This is a genomic window from Arthrobacter sp. NPDC058127 (assembly GCF_042884555.1).
GTDB lineage: Bacteria > Actinomycetota > Actinomycetes > Actinomycetales > Micrococcaceae > Arthrobacter.
On record NZ_JBHVTT010000015.1, the window covers coordinates 62623 to 79893 of the forward strand.

At 64.5% G+C, this 17271-nt stretch carries 15 protein-coding genes and 2 riboswitches; of the genes, 13 read left to right on the forward strand and 2 right to left on the reverse strand.

All coding sequences use genetic code 11. The features are described from left to right. Window positions 1-16 precede the first annotated feature (16 nt). The gene (locus tag ACFVTG_RS17920; RefSeq protein ID WP_284752392.1) at window positions 17-232 is read right to left on the reverse strand and encodes a hypothetical protein; all 216 of its coding nucleotides are present in this window, start codon (window positions 230-232) and stop codon (window positions 17-19) included. A 244-nt stretch (window positions 233-476) separates the two neighbouring features. Here ACFVTG_RS17920 and ACFVTG_RS17925 point away from each other — a divergent pair, with 244 nt between their 5' ends. The 3 genes from ACFVTG_RS17925 to ACFVTG_RS17935 are packed head-to-tail and all read left to right on the forward strand — an operon-like array spanning window position 477 to window position 2852. Further along, the gene (locus tag ACFVTG_RS17925; protein WP_078106274.1) at window positions 477-860 is read left to right on the forward strand and encodes a cold-shock protein; all 384 of its coding nucleotides are present in this window, start codon (window positions 477-479) and stop codon (window positions 858-860) included. A 7-nt stretch (window positions 861-867) separates the two neighbouring features. Next, window positions 868-1443: a DUF3027 domain-containing protein gene (locus ACFVTG_RS17930; protein WP_390282228.1), complete on the forward strand. Its 576-nt coding sequence runs from the start codon at window positions 868-870 to the stop codon at window positions 1441-1443. 44 nt (window positions 1444-1487) lie between these two features. Then, window positions 1488-2852 carry an MFS transporter gene (locus tag ACFVTG_RS17935; protein ID WP_284752394.1) on the forward strand — a complete coding sequence of 455 codons (1365 nt, stop codon included), beginning with the start codon at window positions 1488-1490 and terminating at the stop codon, window positions 2850-2852. Between the two features lie 21 nt (window positions 2853-2873). Here ACFVTG_RS17935 and serC read toward each other — a convergent pair whose 3' ends face one another. Next, on the reverse strand, window positions 2874-4004 hold the full coding sequence (gene serC, locus ACFVTG_RS17940) for a phosphoserine transaminase (RefSeq protein ID WP_390282229.1): 1131 nt from the start codon (window positions 4002-4004) through the stop codon (window positions 2874-2876). Window positions 4005-4366: 362 nt separating this feature from the next. On the opposite strand from serC, the gene ACFVTG_RS17945 reads away from it, so the two are divergent. The 10 genes from ACFVTG_RS17945 to ACFVTG_RS17990 all read left to right on the forward strand — a co-directional run bounded on the left by ACFVTG_RS17945 (window position 4367) and on the right by ACFVTG_RS17990 (window position 17259). Then, window positions 4367-5062 carry a metal-dependent transcriptional regulator gene (locus tag ACFVTG_RS17945; protein ID WP_269997631.1) on the forward strand — a complete coding sequence of 232 codons (696 nt, stop codon included), beginning with the start codon at window positions 4367-4369 and terminating at the stop codon, window positions 5060-5062. Window positions 5063-5188: 126 nt separating this feature from the next. Then, window positions 5189-5398: riboswitch (cyclic di-AMP (ydaO/yuaA leader) on the forward strand. Window positions 5399-5400: 2 nt separating this feature from the next. Then, window positions 5401-6219, forward strand: coding sequence for a M23 family metallopeptidase (locus ACFVTG_RS17950; RefSeq protein WP_390282230.1), 819 nt, complete (start codon window positions 5401-5403; stop codon window positions 6217-6219). Window positions 6220-6349: 130 nt separating this feature from the next. After that, a riboswitch (cyclic di-AMP (ydaO/yuaA leader) is annotated at window positions 6350-6531 on the forward strand. Window positions 6532-6536: 5 nt separating this feature from the next. Then, the gene (locus ACFVTG_RS17955) at window positions 6537-7298 is read left to right on the forward strand and encodes an NlpC/P60 family protein (RefSeq protein ID WP_284752397.1); all 762 of its coding nucleotides are present in this window, start codon (window positions 6537-6539) and stop codon (window positions 7296-7298) included. 773 nt (window positions 7299-8071) lie between these two features. Further along, window positions 8072-8572 (forward strand): HNH endonuclease, encoded by a 501-nt coding sequence (locus ACFVTG_RS17960; RefSeq protein ID WP_028266173.1) that lies wholly within the window; start codon window positions 8072-8074, stop codon window positions 8570-8572. 37 nt (window positions 8573-8609) lie between these two features. Then, window positions 8610-9227: a molybdenum cofactor guanylyltransferase gene (locus ACFVTG_RS17965; RefSeq protein ID WP_390282231.1), complete on the forward strand. Its 618-nt coding sequence runs from the start codon at window positions 8610-8612 to the stop codon at window positions 9225-9227. 31 nt (window positions 9228-9258) lie between these two features. Further along, complete coding sequence (locus ACFVTG_RS17970; protein WP_390282232.1) at window positions 9259-9546, forward strand: DUF6457 domain-containing protein; 288 nt, start codon at window positions 9259-9261, stop codon at window positions 9544-9546. After that, entirely contained in the window at window positions 9543-10868 is a 1326-nt protein-coding gene (locus ACFVTG_RS17975; protein WP_284752400.1) for a molybdopterin molybdotransferase MoeA, read from the forward strand. The genes ACFVTG_RS17970 and ACFVTG_RS17975 overlap by 4 nt, the downstream gene beginning before the upstream one ends. A gap of 62 nt (window positions 10869-10930) precedes the next feature. Beyond that, entirely contained in the window at window positions 10931-13267 is a 2337-nt protein-coding gene (locus ACFVTG_RS17980) for an FdhF/YdeP family oxidoreductase (RefSeq protein ID WP_390282233.1), read from the forward strand. Between the two features lies 1 nt (window position 13268). After that, window positions 13269-14144, forward strand: a complete 876-nt coding sequence (fdhD, locus tag ACFVTG_RS17985) for a formate dehydrogenase accessory sulfurtransferase FdhD (RefSeq protein WP_390282234.1) — start codon at window positions 13269-13271, stop codon at window positions 14142-14144. A 91-nt stretch (window positions 14145-14235) separates the two neighbouring features. Beyond that, window positions 14236-17259 carry an alpha-mannosidase gene (locus tag ACFVTG_RS17990; RefSeq protein ID WP_390282235.1) on the forward strand — a complete coding sequence of 1008 codons (3024 nt, stop codon included), beginning with the start codon at window positions 14236-14238 and terminating at the stop codon, window positions 17257-17259. Window positions 17260-17271 lie beyond the last annotated feature (12 nt).

A 17271-nucleotide genomic window follows, 5' to 3' on the forward strand; every position in this document is an offset into this window, starting at 1 on the left:
CGGGCTTTCCGGCTGCTCATTGGCGACGCCGTGCCCACACCGAGTCAACCACCAATGCGGCCATCAGAATGAAGGCGAGCGGCAGCCCGTAGAGAGCAGTTGACGTGACCCAGACCGGAGCCACGCCGTTGGCAAAAGCGACGGCCATGACGGCGGCTACGGCCGCCAGGGACAGGATTGCGACGACGGCGGCAACGATCGTGAGCGGGCGGCGGAAGCCGTGGGGAATCATGCAAGCAACGCTAACAGTCCCGGGCCGCATCCCCTGTTCCAGGCCAGGGTGCAGCCTGGTTGCGGGCAAAAGGCGGCGAGACCTGCCTGCGGGGGTCTCAAAGCGCGAATCCGTGGCCGGGCAGGATAACCTTGAAGCAATAGACCAACACGGTCCAGGCAGTCACCCCTATTCCCGCAGTTTCCTGCGGATGCGGTGGCGCGCCTGCTGTGTCTCGCAAGTAAGAACGAAGAAGGTTGATTACGTGCCCACCGGCAAGGTCAAGTGGTATGACAAGGACAAAGGCTTCGGATTCCTCGCAGCAGAGGACGGCCAGGAAGTGTTTCTGCCCAAATCCGCACTGCCCGAAGGCGTAGCGGATCTCAAGGCAGGCACCCGGGTTGAGTTCGGCGTCGCCGACGGTCGCCGGGGCGCCCAGGCGCTGGGCCTGCGTGTGCTGGACAAGTTGCCATCCATCGCCAAAGCCAAGCGCATGAACGCCCGCGAGCTCGCCCCGGTAGTCCAGGATCTCGTATCTGTCCTGGACAACCTCTCCGGAACCTTGTCCGCCGGCAAGTACCCTGAAGGCGCCAAGGGCAAAGCCATCGCCGCAGCCCTGCGCAAGGTTGCCGACGAGCTGGAAGCCTAAAGCTGCCATGACATCGGAATCCGCTGAAGCCAGTCCTGAAGAAAACGGCACTGGTGCCGTTCCAGCCACGGCTGGACCCGGTGCTGAGCGGAAGCCGGCAACGGCGAAACCCCGCACCGGCATTCCTGTGTGGCGGGTCGGCAAGCCGGACGCCTTCCTGGCGGCCGCAGTCGACGTCGCCCGCAACGCGGTGGAGACCATTGCCAAACCGAGTGAAATCGGACCGCATATTGCCGCGCGCTCCGAAGGCGAACGCGTGGTCACGCACCTTTTCGAATCGCGGCTGGCCGGATACGGCGGTTGGCAGTGGTACGCGGTGGTGACCCGCAACTCGCGCTCCAAAGTGGTCACCGTCAGCGAGCTTGGCCTGCTGCCGTCGGAGGACTCCATCCTCGCTCCTGAATGGGTGCCTTGGGCAAAGCGCGTCCGTCCGGAGGACGAGGCGGCCGCCGCCGAAGAGTTGGCGGAGGAGGCTGGCGCCCCCGTTGACGCGGACGACGACGGCGACCTCTCCGCTGAGGACCTCGCCGCCTCCGGTGACGGTAAAGAGAACGACGACGCCGACGACATCGAGGCTGACTAGCCCTTGGCGGACCCGGCGAGTGAATTCCGTGAAGGTCGAAATTGATGTCCACCTTCAAGTCGCTCGGTGTCCTTAACTACCGCATTTGGTTCATCGGTGCGCTCGTTTCCAACATCGGCACGTGGATGCAACGCACCGCCCAGGACTGGCTGGTCTTCGCCCATCTGAGCAACCACGATGCCGGCGCCATGGGCGTGACCTTGGCGCTCCAACTGGGGCCGCAGCTTTTCCTGGCCCCGTGGGCCGGACTGCTTGCCGACCGCTACAGCCGGCGCAGGCTCCTGGTCGTGACTCAATCGGCCATGGCGGTCCTGAGCACTGGCTTGGGACTCCTGGTCCTAAGCGGTGCAGCGCAGTTATGGCATGTCTATGTGTTCGCGCTGTTGCTTGGCGTCGTCTCGGCACTTGACGCCCCGGTTCGCCAGACGTTCGTCTCGGAGCTGGTCAAGGACGACTATCTTTCCAACGCCGTTGCGTTGAACAGCGCATCCTTCAACGTCGCCCGCATGATCGGTCCCGCCGTGGCCGGCGTGTTGACGGTTGCGGTGGGGCCGGGCTGGGTATTCATGATCAATACCCTGACCTTCCTCGCAATGCTTGGCGCGATCCGGGCCATTCCCCTTTCTTCCTTGCGCGTCCAACCCCGGGCGGCCGCGGGCAAGGGCCGCATCCGCGAAGGGCTCCGCTATGTCCGCAATCGCCCGGACATCGTGGTTGTGCTCGTCGCGATTTTCATCATGGGCACGTTCGGCCTGAACTTCGTCCTGTTCATCGCTGCCATGGTCGGCACGGAGTTCGGCATGGATGCGGGAGCATTCGGGCTGCTCAACTCAGTCATGGCGATCGGCTCCGTCGCAGGAGCATTGTTGGCCGCCCGGCGCGGACGGCCACGGATGCGGCTCATCTTCGCGGCGGCGGGCGGGTTCGGCCTCGCGAGCGGACTGGCCGCCTTGGCACCGAATTACACCATGTTTGCCTTGGCCCTGATTCCCTGCGGCCTGTTTGCCCTGACCATGATCACGAGCGCCAACGGCTATGTGCAGTCCACCACCGAACCCGTCATGCGCGGCAGGGTCATGGCGCTCTACATGGCCATTTTCATGGGTGGAACGCCCATCGGTGCACCGTTCGTCGGCTGGGTGTCCAACGTGGCCGGACCCCGATGGGCTGTGGGCGTGGCCGCGGCCGCGGGCGCCAGCACCGCCGTCGTCGGGATCGTGTGGATCATCCGCGCCCGCCAGTTGCGGCTCCGTTTCGATCGCAGCGCCCGGGGACTGCAGTTCTTCCGCATTGAGTCCCAAGGCGCGGGGGATGCTCTTAAAGGGGACAGCGCTGTTAAAAGGGACAGCGCCGTTAAGGAAGCTAGCGCCGCCCGGGATCCTCACCCGGACGACGCCGACCAGTCCTGACCGCGGGAACGCGGCAGGCCCTTACTTCTTCAGTTCGCCCACCACGAAGTCGATGCTGGCGAGCAGTGCCGAGACGTCGTCCGGTTCGATGGCGACGAAGGTTGCGATGCGCAGCTGGTTGCGGCCCAGCTTGCGGTACGGCTCCGTGTCCACGATCCCGTTGGCGCGGAGCACCTTGGCGATGGCAGCGGCGTCGATCGAGTCATCGAAGTCGATCGTGGCGATGACATTGGAGCGGTCCTCTGCCTTCGCCACGAACGGGGTGGCGTACTCGGAAGCCTCCGCCCAATTGTAGATGCGGCTTGCGGAGTCCGCGGTGCGCTTGCTGGCGAAGTCGAGGCCACCGTTGCTGTTGAGCCACTGGACCTGGGCATCCAAGGTCACCAAGGTGGACAGGGACGGCGTGTTGTAGGTCTGGTTGAGCTTCGAGTTTTCGATGGCCGTCTGCAGGTCCAGGAAATCGGGGATCCAGCGGCCGCTTGCCTTGATGCGGGCGGCGCGCTCCAGGGCGGCGGGGGAGAAGAGGCCAAGCCACAGGCCGCCGTCGGAGGCAAAGTTCTTCTGCGGGGCGAAGTAGTAAACGTCGGCCTCGGCAACATCGACATCCAGGCCGCCGGCTGCGGACGTCGCGTCGACCAAGACAAGTGAACCCTCGTCGCTACCGTGAACGCGCTTGACCGGAGCGGCCACACCGGTCGAGGTTTCGTTCTGCGGCCAGGCGTATACGTCCACGCCTGCTTCAGCCTGGGAAACGGGCCGGGTGCCAGGCTCGGACTTGATAATGGACGAAGCTTCCAGGAACGGTGCCTTGTTGGTGGCCGAAGCGAACTTGGAGCCGAACTCACCGAAGGAGAGGTGCTGGGCCTTCTTCTCGACCAGGCCGAAGCTGGCGACATCCCAGAACGCGGTGGAGCCTCCGACGCCGAGAATCACCTCGTAGCCCTCGGGTGCACGGAAGAACTGGCTAAGCCCCTCGCGGACCGAGCCCACCAGGTTCTTGACCGGCGCCTGACGGTGGGAGGTGCCGAGGATCGTTGTCGAGGCGGCGGACAGTGCCTCGATCTGCTCGGGGCGGACCTTGGAGGGCCCGGCGCCGAAGCGGCCGTCCTTGGGCAGCAAATCGGCAGGGATGGTGATGCTGTTGTCGCTCACGGGATGCTCCAATGGTGAAGTAGCGGCCTAGATGGGTCGTGGCAGGCGGCAAGCTGCCCCCTTCGACTCCCCAATTCTGCCTGACTCCGCGGGCGGGGACAGAACCGAAGGTGTCATAGTCCGCCACGTGGAAAGCATTTGTTCCACCGGGCGTGGGGCCCGTGCCTGACCGGGCGACGGAGGGGCGCTGGAGCGGGACGCTGAGCGGGTGCCGGAATTATCCGGAGTAATTCAAAATAGGCTAAGCTTGGAGCTGGCGCCCGGACCGGGACGGCCGGCCGGTTCGGCCATTGTTCGACCACTGAGTCGGCTGCGGTACGGTGGAAAATACGCAAGATACTGCGCTCGAGGAGCTGAGCTGGATGACGGATCTGATCGATACCACTGAGATGTATCTTCGGACCATTTTGGAGCTTGAAGAAGAGAACATCGTGGCTCTTCGCGCACGCATCGCCGAGCGCTTGCGGCACTCCGGCCCAACCGTTTCCCAGACCATCGGACGCATGGAACGCGACGGCCTGGTTATTGTTTCAAATGACCGGCACCTTGAGCTGACCGAAACCGGCCGGAAACGCGCCACCGAGGTCATGCGAAAGCACCGGCTCGCCGAGCGGCTCCTGGCCGATGTCATCGGACTGGACTGGGCCTACGTCCACGATGAGGCATGCCGCTGGGAGCACGTTATGAGTGAGCGCGTGGAACGGCGGCTCTACGAGCTCCTGGACCACCCCACGGAATCGCCGTACGGCAACCCCATTCCCGGACTCGAAGCACTGGGTGGAGCCGCATCGCATGCCTTCACGGATGGCGTGGTCAACCTTCTTGAAGCAATGAACGAATACTCACCGGAAAACAGGGTCACCGTCAGTCGGCTGGCCGAACCGATCCAGGTGGAACCGGAACTGCTCGTGCAGCTGGACGAGGGCGGAATCCGGCCCGGCGCGAGGGTTTCCCTGGAACGTGTGGGGGAGTACATCTCCGTTCGCGTACCCAATATCGACGGCGCGCTGGAGCTGCCGCCCGAGGTTGCCTCGCACGTGTTTGTCACGGTCGCCTAAGCTGCCCGGTAAGGGCCGTCGGCAAAGATAACGAAATTATTACTGCGGGGGTTAATCCCCTATAGTTGACTACTGGCGCCGATACCAAAGCGTTACCTGATCCGAAGCCGAGTTCTGCCAGCGGATCAGGTGGATTAGTCCATTCACTGGCAGAAGCGGGGGAACCACCATCGGCTGTCGAAAGGCGGCCTTGGGGTGAAGTCCGCAGCGGAAGTGCAAGCAGCGCAGGGTTCCTCCGGGACATACCTGCGCTTCGCGCCCTTCGCGCGGACCGGGTCCACGATCTCTCTGGCCCGAATCCGACAGCTAACTTCGCAGGCTTGCCAGAGAGGAAAACCTTGACTACGCAGAACACCAGGGGCCGCAGACGCGCGTCCGGTCCTACTGCTGAGCTGCGGAGCACAAGCGCCGTCGTGCACGAGCGGCCCCGCGATCCCCATCGCGAAGTCCGCCGCCGCAAGGGTCCCTTGCGGCAAATGGCCGAGTTCGCCGCCGCGAGCGGAGCAGGACAGAAGGCCGGAGTGGCCCTTGCCGCCACAGGCCTCATTCTGACGGTCGCCATGCCGGGCACCGGCGCCCTGACGGCCACTGCCAACTCAAACCAAGTCGCGTCGGCCGTGGGCACCCAGCCCGAGATTCCGGCCGCGGCAAGCGCCACGATCGACTTCAGCCGCGCTGCGGTTTCCACCACGGCGGATCCGGACAGCAAGCTCAAGCAGCTCTTGAGTGCGCAGTCCGTCGGCACCATCAAGGAGTCGTCCTCCAAGGGCACCCTGGGGGCGCCGCTGGACACGCTGGTCACCGCCTCGCCGTTCGGCTACCGCGTGAATCCCATCACGGGCGGTTTGGGGGAGTTCCACCGGGGCCAGGACTTCGTGGCCCAGTGCGGCACCCAGGTCCACGCGGCCGCGGCCGGCAAGGTCACATTCGCTGGATGGCATCCGTATGGCGGCGGAAACCGCATCGTGGTGGACCACGGCAACGGCCTGGAAACCACGTACAACCATTTGTCTTCGTTCAGCGTCCAAGTGGGCCAAACGGTCAGCCGCGGCGATGTGATCGCTTTGAGCGGCACCACTGGCGCCTCTACGGGCTGCCACCTCCATTTTGAAGTCATGGTCAACGGCGACGTCGTTGACCCCCTGGGCTGGCTGTAGCCAATCCGATGGACGTCTCTCGCATGCTTGTCACGCTCCGTGACCTGAATGTGACATTCAGCCAAAACTCATGTACCGTCTAACTCGCATCAACTTTTAGAGAGTTGATGCACTCGGGTGGATTGCCTAGCTCTGCCACTGCCCGAGGTTCCGTTCGCAAAACATCGTCTGGCAGAGGCGGGGGACCCACTTTTGGTCATCTTCACCGATGGCCTTGGGGTTAAGTCGCATGACTTCCGAGAGGGAGAAGTGTGGCCGGATGACTCCCATCCGAATCCGACAGCTTACCTCGCGGGCATAGGGAGAGGCCTCTTAACGTGTCTTCACGCTCTACTGTTGCGCGCCACCGTGCCGCGGTCACCAAGACCAACTCGCTTGCCGTTATCGCTAAGACTGTCGGCAGCAACGCCGGTGGCGTAGGCCGCCAGGCGGCAGTTATCGCTGCTGCTTCCGGCCTGGTGCTTACTAGCGGTATCGCAGCCAACGCTGCAGAAACCAACGTCCCCCGCGAGTCCACTTCGACCTCCGCCCTGGAAGTCCAGTCCATCGCCCAAGCCAGCATTTCGGCCGACTCCTCCGTCGCCATCAAGTACGAGCGCCCGGTGGTTTCCACCGAAGCTGCTCCGGTTGTCGCAGCTCCGGTTGCCACCCAGGAAGCCGCTCCGGCTTCGCAGGCTGCGGGTGCCGCTACCGGCGTCTCAACGCTTTCTGTCACGGCTGCTGTTTCACCCGCCACCAAGGTTGCCAGTGGCAAGGGAGCAGCAATTGCTGCCGCAGCTTACGCACAGCTTGGCGTTGCCCAGGACTGCACCGCCCTGGCTTCGAACTCCCTGGCCGCTGTTGGCATCAACTTCCACGGCTGGCCGGCAGACTACCTCTCCCTTGGCCGCACGGTCAGCGCTGCTGAAGCGCAGCCGGGAGACCTGGTCTACTACCAGAACGGTGGCATGGGCATGGCCCACATCGCCGTTTACGTCGGCAACGGCATGGCAGTCCACGGTGGCTGGAACGGCGGCACCACCGCCCTGTACAGCGTCAACGTCGGCTCCGGCCCGGTCTTCATCCGCGTTGGTGGCTAAATAGCTCCGGCTACAGAGCTTCACTGGAACATCCCCGCTGGTCCGCCCGCGGGGATGTTCTGTTTTAACGGGTTACAGGGCAAAACGTGTGTAAATCCCGGGCGCGCTATGTCCGTCCCGCCCAGCCTAGGCGGTGCCATAGGCCCTCCTCGGCGGAGCCCGGTGCTGTAGAGCTCTGGTGGGAAGCAAGCCCCTCCCATACACACGTTTTGTCCTATAACCCGACTACTTCGCGACGCGCAAATTACCTGGGGATGCGCTAGATCCCTGTCGACACCTGAATACATGTGTCGACAGGGATTTGGCGTGTCGCCCGGCTTTTGCTGTAGCGCTCGCTCGGCCCCGGGCGGGTCATGTCCGTCCCGGGATTGTTTTCGCTCGGATGTCGGATTCTGCTCAATCATTCGAATGGACCATTGCCGGGCCCACGGAATCACGGGACCGGCAACTTCGGCGAAGAGAGTGATCCAGCAGAATCCGACGGCATCCGTGGATCCAGCAGAATCCGACGGCATCCGTGGATCCAGCAGAATCCGACAGCGTCCATTAGATCCCGTCGATCTGGATCTGGTCATGGACCTCGGGCGGTTTGGAAGGTTCCGGCTACGTGTCCGGCACATGAACTTTGACCGACACTGCGCCGGAACCCCCGCAAGGATTCGTTGATCTGGCCTCCGGGTGTTTACTCTTAGGTTGTCGATCCACAGCCCGTACATGCAGAGGGCAGCCGGCCCTCGCGCCCCTGACGGGTGCGGCCGTGAAGAGGTACGTGCATGCGCACACTCGTTCTGAATGCTGGATATGAACCGCTGGCGGTAGTAACCTTCCGCCGGGCGCTGGTCCTTGTGCTCACCGGAAAAGCGAGCGTAGTGGCCGAAGGCGACGAGCCTGTCGTCGGGCCACAGGAGATTCTCGGACGTCCGTCCGTGATTCTACTCAATCGCTACATCCGGCCGAGATACAACACCATCACAGCGGTTACACGCCGCGGCGTTTTGCGCCGCGACGGCCACCGTTGCGCCTATTGCGGGAAAGCAGCCCACACCATTGACCACGTCCACCCCAAATCCAGGGGCGGCGCGGATTCCTGGGAAAACCTGGTGGCAGCGTGCTTGCGCTGCAACAACGCCAAGAGTGACCACACGCCGGCGGAGATGGGCTGGAAACTGAGGTTCACTCCCGCGGCGCCCACCGGGACTATCTGGCAGATCAAGGAGCTTGAGAAACCTGCGCCCGCATGGGATCCCTTCCTCCTGCCTGAATCGGCGGCCTGAACCGGAATTGAGCCTGCTCCCCGGGTAATCTGGGCGGGTGGACTTTGATGCGGTGATATTGGCGGGTGGCAAGTCCTCCCGTCTCGGCGGCGTGCCCAAAGCCCAGCTGAGGTACGACGGCGCCACGCTCCTTCACCGCGCCGTGGCGGCAGCGCGCGGCGCCGGGACTGTCGTCGTCGTCGGGCCTGATCCCGGGACTTTGCCGCACGGCACATTGACAGCGCGGGAGGACCCGCCCTTCGCCGGACCGGCAGCCGCGATCGCCGCCGGACTCGCCGTGCTAGAGGGACAAGACGGCGACAGTCCGTCCCCGAAGTGCGCGCCCTGGGTACTCGTCCTGGCCTGCGACATGCCCCTGGCCGCGGCCGCGGTTCCGGTCCTGCTCCAGGAACTTGCCGCCCACCCGGAAGCGGAAGGGGCCATGTCCGTATCGGCAGATGGCCGGAAACAACCGTTGCTCGGGATCTACCAGGTATCCGCTTTGCGGCGGGAAGTGCAGGCTGCGGCAGAACAAGGTGGACTGGTCAACGCCGCGGTGTTCCGGCTGCTTGCTAGGCTTGATCTGCTGGCCGTGCCTGTCCCCGCAGGATCCACCGATGACGTGGATACCTGGGACGATGCCGCGGCGCTTGGAGTGGACGGCGACCTGCCGTGACAACAGCTGTACCGGACTGTGGAGGCGGATCGTGAAGAGCCAGGAAGAAACGCTCGAGGAATGGTGCAGGAGCCTGCTGCAAGCATATGAGTTGGAAGACGTCGAGATCGACATCAACGATGTCCTGTCCCTGGCAGGCGTTGCAGCCCATTCAGTGGTTCGGCCGGCGGCTCCTTTGACTACCTTCATTGCCGGCTTCGCGGCCGGACTTGCCGCGGGTTCGGGACAAGCCACTCAATCCGCGTCGATGGATGCCGCCATGGGCCTGGCACGCACGCTCGCGAAAGATTATACGAACCCCGGAACCGACGCCGGATGACGGAAGCCCCCGAGCATGTCCCGCACGCCGACCACTTGTGGGCGGAGGCGCGGCAACTTGCCTTCGATAGTGCCACGCCCATTCCCGCCGCACCCGTTGCGCTGAAGGACGCCATCGGCAGGACCCTGGCCTTGGATGTCCATGCCTTGCAGGACCTGCCGCATTATGCGTCGTCGGCGATGGATGGCTGGGCGGTCAACGGCAGCGGCCCGTGGATCCTGGCGGAGCCGGGCCATCGGCTGGCCCCGCACCAAGCGAGCCCGATCGCCACCGGCGGCCTGATTCCGCCGGGGGCCAAAGCCGTGCTGCGGAGCGAGAGCGGGGTCCTGACCACCGACGAAGACGGCTTGCCGCTACTCGCCCTCGGCGGGAACGCGAAGCCCGGCGAACCGCGCAACGGGCAACATATCCGCAACGCGGGAGAAGAAGCCGCGGCGGGCGAGCTGCTGATCAAATCCGGCGTTGTCTTGAATCCGGCCCATCTCGCCCTCGCCGCCTTGGCCGGCCGCGACGAACTGGACGTCCTGGGCAAACCCCTCGTGAAGATGCTCCTGACCGGCTCCGAAGTGGTGACCGCGGGTGTCCCGGCCCCCGGCAGGGTGAGGGATACCTTCGGTCCCCAGCTTGGCACCGTCGTCGAACTCCTTGGCGGGATCCGCGGCGGGCAAACCAAGGTGGGCGACTCCTATGAGGAATGGCTCTCGGCCCTTGAGGAAGGCGAGCCGTCGCCGGACGCGCCACCCGCCGACGTCGTCATCACCACCGGGGGAACCGGCCGTTCGGGGACGGACCACTTCCGGCGGGCCATTGCGGAACTCGGCGGCCGATTGCTGATCGATGGAATCGCGATGCGTCCGGGACATCCTGCCGTCCTGGCCGAGTTGCCGGACGGCCGCTTCGTGTTGGGTCTTCCCGGCAATCCGCTCGCGGCCATGATGGTTCTCTTCACGATCGGCGCACCCCTCCTCGCGGGGCTGGGTCACGGGACGCTGCCCGAGGTGGGAGAGGTGCCTTGCGGCGCAATGCTCGACGCCGACCCCGGGCGAACGCGTTTGCTTCCCTTCAGGTTCGTGTACGGCTTGGCGTCGCCTGCCCAGCATGCGGGGCCAGGGATGATGCGCGGCCTCGCCGGCGCGGACGGCGTCATGGTGGTGCCACCGCACGGCGTGCAACTGGGCGAAGCAGTGCCCGCTTTTCCGTTGCCGTGGGGGCCGCCGTTTCCCCTGCCGAAGCCCACACAGGACAAGGCCAAGAAGACTCCCGCCCGGCCAGCCCGCAAAGTTCCGTCCGGGCCTGTGGACTGGAGCGCCCTGACAGGCTGAGAACTTCCCGTGCAGGATGGACGCGGGTGGATTAGCGAGTCAGGCCTTGCAATGATGGGGACATGAACAGGCATGCTCCCGAACAGGACATCAATGAAGATGACCTCCAGATCCACCCACCCAAGCGCTCCGCCGCGGGCGTCAAGGCAGTCACCGTGGCATTGGAACGGGGCTGGGCCCAAGCGGGCGTCAGCCGGACTGTCAAGTCAATGCTCCGCGTCAACCAGCGGGACGGGTTCGACTGTCCCGGCTGCGCCTGGCCGGAGTCCATTACCGGCAAACGCAGTCCCGCCGAGTTCTGTGAAAACGGGGCCAAGGCAATCGCCGAGGAGAGCACCACGCGCGTAGTCGACGCGGAGTTCTGGGCCCGGCACTCCCTGGCCGAGCTCGAGGACAAGACCGAATACTGGCTGGGCAGCCAAGGGCGCATCGCCGAGCCCGTCGTCATCCGCCCTGGCGACACGCACTATTCGCCCATCAGCTGGACGGATGCTTTCAGCCTGATCGGCGAGCACGTGAATGCCACCACGCCGGAGCGCTGCGTGTTCTACACTTCCGGGCGCACGGCCAACGAGACAGCCTTCATGTACCAGTTGTTCGCCCGGAGCCTGGGCACCAACAACCTGCCCGACTGCTCGAACATGTGCCACGAGTCTTCGGGAAGCGCACTCAACCCGACCATCGGCATCGGCAAGGGCACTGTCTCACTCGAAGACATCCATGAAGCGCAGCTTGTGCTCGTTGTGGGGCAGAACCCGGGCACGAACCACCCGCGCATGCTCTCAGCCCTGCGTGATTGCAAGAACAACGGCGGCAAGGTTGTAGCCGTCAATCCTTTGCCGGAAGCCGGACTCCTGAACTTCAAGGATCCCCAGTCGCTCAACGGCGTGGTGGGCGGTGGCACGGACATTGCCGATGAATTCCTGCAGATCAAGGTAGGTGGCGACCTCGCTCTGTTCCAGGCGCTGGGCCACCTCCTGCTGGAGGAGGAGAAGCGGCAGCCGGGAACAGTGGTGGACCGAGCCTTCATCGAGGCGCAGACCGACGGATTCGAGGCCTACGCCGAAACCCGGGCTACGCTGGACTGGGCAGAGACGGAACGCGCCACGGGCCTGAGCCGCATCGAAATCACCAAGGTGGCCGGCATGCTGGCCGCGTCGAAGGGCACCATCATTTGCTGGGCGCTGGGACTGACCCAGCAACCCCACTCCGTAGACACCTTGCGGGAAATCATCAACCTGCTGCTCTTGCAGGGAAACTTCGGCAAGCGTGGCGCCGGCGCCTGCCCCGTCCGCGGCCACTCCAACGTGCAGGGCGACCGCACCATGGGCATCTGGGAGAAGCCGTCCGAAGGCTTCCTGGCAGCCCTGGACAAAGAGTTTGGATTCACCATGCCGCGGGAACACGGATACGACTCCGTGGAAACCCAACACGCCTTGGAGAAGGGCGACGTGGATGTGTTCGTTTCCATGGGCGGAAACTTCGCCGCGGCAGGCTCTGACACTGTCGCGCTGGAAGAAGGGCTCAAGAAGGCCGGGCTGACGGTCCACATCTCCACCAAGCCCAACCGCGCCCACGTGGTGCACGGAAAGACCTCCCTGATCCTGCCCACCCTGGGCCGCACGGACACGGACGACAAACACCCGGGCGGACGGCAAATCCTCTCCGTGGAAGACTCCATGTCCGTCATCCACTCCACCCAGGGCCGCTTGACCCCGATCTCGGAGCACCTGCTCAGCGAACCCGTCATCGTCGCACGCATGGCGCAGGCGGTGCTCGGCGATAGCCACCCCGTGGATTGGCGTGCCATGGCCGAGGACTACGACGTCATCCGGGACCACATCTCCAGGGTGATCCCCGGCTTCGAGGACTTCAACGCAAGGGTGCGGACCAAGAACGGCTTCGTGCTGCCCAACCCGCCACGCGACACCCGCACGTTCGCCACGGATATCGGCAAAGCACGATTCACAGTGAGCCCGCTGGAGTACCTTGAAGCCCCGGCCGGCCACCTGATCCTGCAGACAGTCCGCAGCCACGACCAGTACAACACCACGTTCTACGGCCTCGACGACCGCTACCGGGGCATTTCCGAAGGCCGCCGGGTCATCCTGGTCCACGAGGACGATCTCAGCGAGCTCGGCTTCGGGGATAGGGACATGGTGGACGTCATCTCCACTTTCGGCGGAACGGAACGCCGGGCGAACAAGTTCCGACTGGTTGCCTACCCCACGGCCAAGGGTTGCGCGGCCGCGTACTTCCCGGAGGCCAACGCCCTCGTCCACCGGGAGCTCGTTGCCCGGGAATCCAACACGCCGGGCTACAAGGCCATGACGGTGCGGTTCGTCAAGCACGGGGAAGCCGCCGAGCACGCGGAAGCTGCCGGGACGGTGGGTATCTGAGATGGGACGGGTGACCCAGCGCCGCAAGGTGCACAAATTCGTCCTGGATGGCTCCGAACAGGCGCTGGAGCACCCGGTCCGCTACCGCGAAGACTTCCTTGCCGTCGAGGAACCGCTCGAGGTGCGCCTGGGGCACATGTCCTTCTCCGTAACCATGCGGACCCCTGGCGACGACTTTGACCTCGTGGCGGGCTTCCTGGTCTCCGAAGGTGTCATTTGGGACCCCGCCCAGCTCATTTCCTTGCGCTTCTGCGCCGGCGAGGACGAGAACGGCGTTCAGACCTTCAACGTGGTGGAGGCCCAGTTGCGTCCCGACGTCGTCCTTCCGGAGACGGGCCGCAACGTCTACACCTCCAGCTCGTGCGGGATCTGCGGCACCGACTCTATCGAGGCAGTGCGCAAATCCTCACGCTTCAGCCCTTCGGGCGACCCCCTGAGCGTCCCGGTAGAGGTTCTGGCCTCGCTGCCTGACCGCCTCCGCGAAGCACAGGCGGTCTTCGACAAGACCGGGGGAGTGCATGCCGCCGGACTCTTCCGGATCCACGACGACGGCGAGGCTGAGCTACTGTGCCTCCGGGAAGACGTGGGCAGGCACAATGCGGTTGACAAGGTAGTGGGCTGGGCTCTGCGCGAAGGATTATTGCCCTTGCATGGCACGGTCCTGCAGGTCTCCGGGAGGGCATCCTTCGAGCTGGTCCAGAAGGCGGCGCTCGCAGGAATCCCGGTTTTGGCCGCCGTCAGCGCACCCTCCAGCCTCGCCGTGGAGCTCGCCCAGGAGACTGGTTTGACCCTGGTGGGATTCAGCCGGGGGACCAGCCTGAACGTCTACGCGGGCAGTGACAGGGTGGCGGTGGGGGCTAAGGACCTGCAGGGATAGCCGCCAATCACTTGGCTATTGTCCCGGAACAACGTAGATTTTATCCATCGAATGGAATCTCAACCTAGCCCACCGCCAAAGGGGACTTCAATTGCACGACGACCGCCGGATCACTGAGAAGCGGCTCGAACGTTTTGTCCGGGAGCGGATAGCCCCCGCCATCTATGGCCGCGCGCTGCCCCTTGAACTGAGCAGCTGGGATGCCCCGGGCGAGCCGGTTCCAGCCTCGGAAGCACTCCGCCAGGTCTTCGAACCCCAGGAACACGGTGCTGCGTGGGGCAAGGCCTGGAGCACCAAGTGGCTGCGGCTTCGGGGCGAGGTTCCGGAGGGCTGGGGAGTTGCCGATGGCACCACGGTGGAGATCGTCGTCGATCTCGGGTTCAGCAACGATTCCCCCGGATTCCAGTGCGAGGGCATCGCCTGGCGGCCCGACGGCACCATCATCAAGGCCATTTCTCCCCGCAATCAGCACGTTCCGCTGAAGCTTTTGGGTGGCGGCCTGTCAGTCGACTTCTACGTCGAAGCCGCAGCTAATCCGGATCTCAGCCAGGAGTGGAGCTTCGCGGCAACCCCCCTGGGGGACAAGTCCACCTCCGGAGACGAGCCCCGCTACCGGCTCGGACGCATCGCCATAGCCGAACTCAACGAGGTGGTCTGGGAGCTCCACCAAGACATCTGGACCCTCAGCGGGTTGATGCACGAGCTGCCCTTCGAACTGCCGCGGCGGCACGAGATTCTCCGCGCCTTTGAGCGCATGCTGGACGTCATGGACCCGGACGATATTGCGGGTACCGCAGCCGCCGGCAGGGATGCCCTAGCCGAGGTCTTGAGCCGGCCCGCTTACGCCTCGGCCCACGAACTTCTGGCCACTGGCCACGCCCATATTGACTCGGCCTGGCTATGGCCGGTCCGTGAGACCATCCGCAAATGCGCCCGCACCTTCTCCAACGTTGTCGCCCTCATGGATGAGAACCCCGATTTCGTCTTCTCCTGCTCCTCGGCGCAGCAATTGGCATGGATGAAGGAGTTCTATCCTGAGCTGTTCATCCGGATCCGGGAGAAGGTGAAGGCCGGGCAATTCGTGCCGGTTGGCGGCATGTGGGTTGAATCGGACACCAATATGCCCGGCGGCGAGGCAATGGCCCGCCAATTCGTCGAGGGCAAGAGCTTCTTCCTGCAGGAGTTCGGCATCGACTGCCAGGAGGCCTGGCTGCCTGACTCCTTCGGATATTCCGGGGCCCTCCCGCAGATCGTCAAGTCCGCTGGTTCCCGGTGGTTCCTGACCCAGAAGATCTCCTGGAACCAGGTCAACAAGATGCCGCACCACACCTTCAATTGGGAGGGTATCGACGGCACGCGGCTTTTCACCCATTTCCCGCCCGTGGACACCTACAACTCCGAGCTCCACGGCCGCGAGCTCGCCCACGCCCAGCGCAACTACCGGGAGCACGGCCGGGGCACCATTTCGCTGGTCCCCTTCGGATACGGCGACGGCGGTGGCGGACCCACGCGCGAAATGGTTGCCGCAGCCCACCGAACGGCGGACCTGGAAGGTTCACCGAAAGTACGCATGGGAACCGCTAAGGAGTTCTTCACGCAGGCCGAGGCCGAGTACCACAACCTCCCGGTCTGGGTGGGCGAGATGTACCTCGAGCTGCACAGGGGCACCTACACGAGCCAGGCAAATACCAAGCAAGGCAACCGCCGCTCGGAGCACCTGCTCCGCGAGGCCGAACTTTGGTGCTCGACGGCGGCAGTGCGGACTGCCGGTTCGTTCACCTATCCCGCGGCGGACCTTAAGCGCTTGTGGCGGCTTGTACTGTTGCAGCAGTTCCACGACATCCTGCCGGGCAGCGCCATTGCGTGGGTCCACCAGGATGCGGAGCGGAACTATGCCGCGATCGCCAGGGAGCTGGAAGGCATCATTGCCGGTGCCGCGTCCGCCCTTCTGGGCGAGGGAGACACCATGTTCCTGCTCAATGCGGCCCCGCATGAGCGCAACGGTGTTCCGGCGCTCGCCGCAGCGGAGGCGGTCCACTCGGATAGCCCAGTCAACGTCACGGAACGCGCCGGCGGTTATGTTTTGGATAACGGCATCATCCGCGCGGTGCTGGACGCCAACGGATTGCTGACCTCCCTCTCGGATTACGCAACAGGCCGCGAAGCCATTGCGCCCGGTCAGTTCGGCAACCATCTTGAGCTCCACCGGGACACGCCCAACGAATGGGATGCCTGGGACATCGACGAGTTCTACCGCCGGAATGTCGTCTCGGTAGTCGAGGCGCGATCGGTGACGCTGGAAAGCGCGGGCTGGGACGCCGTCGTCGTGGTGGAGCGGACCATCGGCTCCTCCACCATCACGCAGCGCATTTCCCTCGAGGCGGGCGCGGAATCCCTCGGGATTTCCACCACGGTGGACTGGCAGGAACACGAGAAGCTGCTGAAGATCGGTTTCCCGCTGGATGTCCGTGCGGACCGTTCCGCCTCGGAGACCCAATTCGGGCACGTATTCCGGGCTACGCACACCAACACCTCCTGGGAAGCCGCCAAGTTCGAATTCTGCGCCCACCGATGGATCCATGTGGCAGAGCCGGGTTACGGCGTCGCCATTTCCAATGCGTCAAGCTACGGGCATGACGTCACCCGGACCATCCGCGACGACGGCGGAACCACCACCAACGTCCGTGTGTCACTGTTGCGGGCGCCCAAGTTCCCGGACCCCCGGGCCGACCTCGGTATGCATGTCCTGGATCTGAGCGTCCGGCCCGGCGCCAGCATCGGCGACGCAGTGGAGGAGGGCTACCGGACCAACCTCAAACCGAGGCTGCTGGCGGGGGCGAACCCAGTGGAGCCGCTCTTCACGGTGTTCAACCAAGCGCTGGTCATTGAGGCCGTCAAGCTTGCCGAAGACGGCTCCGGAGACGTCATTGTGCGGCTCTACGAATCGCTGGGAGAGCGCTCCACCGGTCTCATCACGGCCAACTTCGATTCCCGGATGGTGCAATCCGTGGACCTCCTGGAGCGCCCCGTCGATGCTCCCGGAGTGACGCCCGGAGCGGGCGCCGCCGAGCTGACCCTGCGCCCGTTCCAGTTGGTGACCTTGCGTTTCAGATAGTGGTGGCGGCGG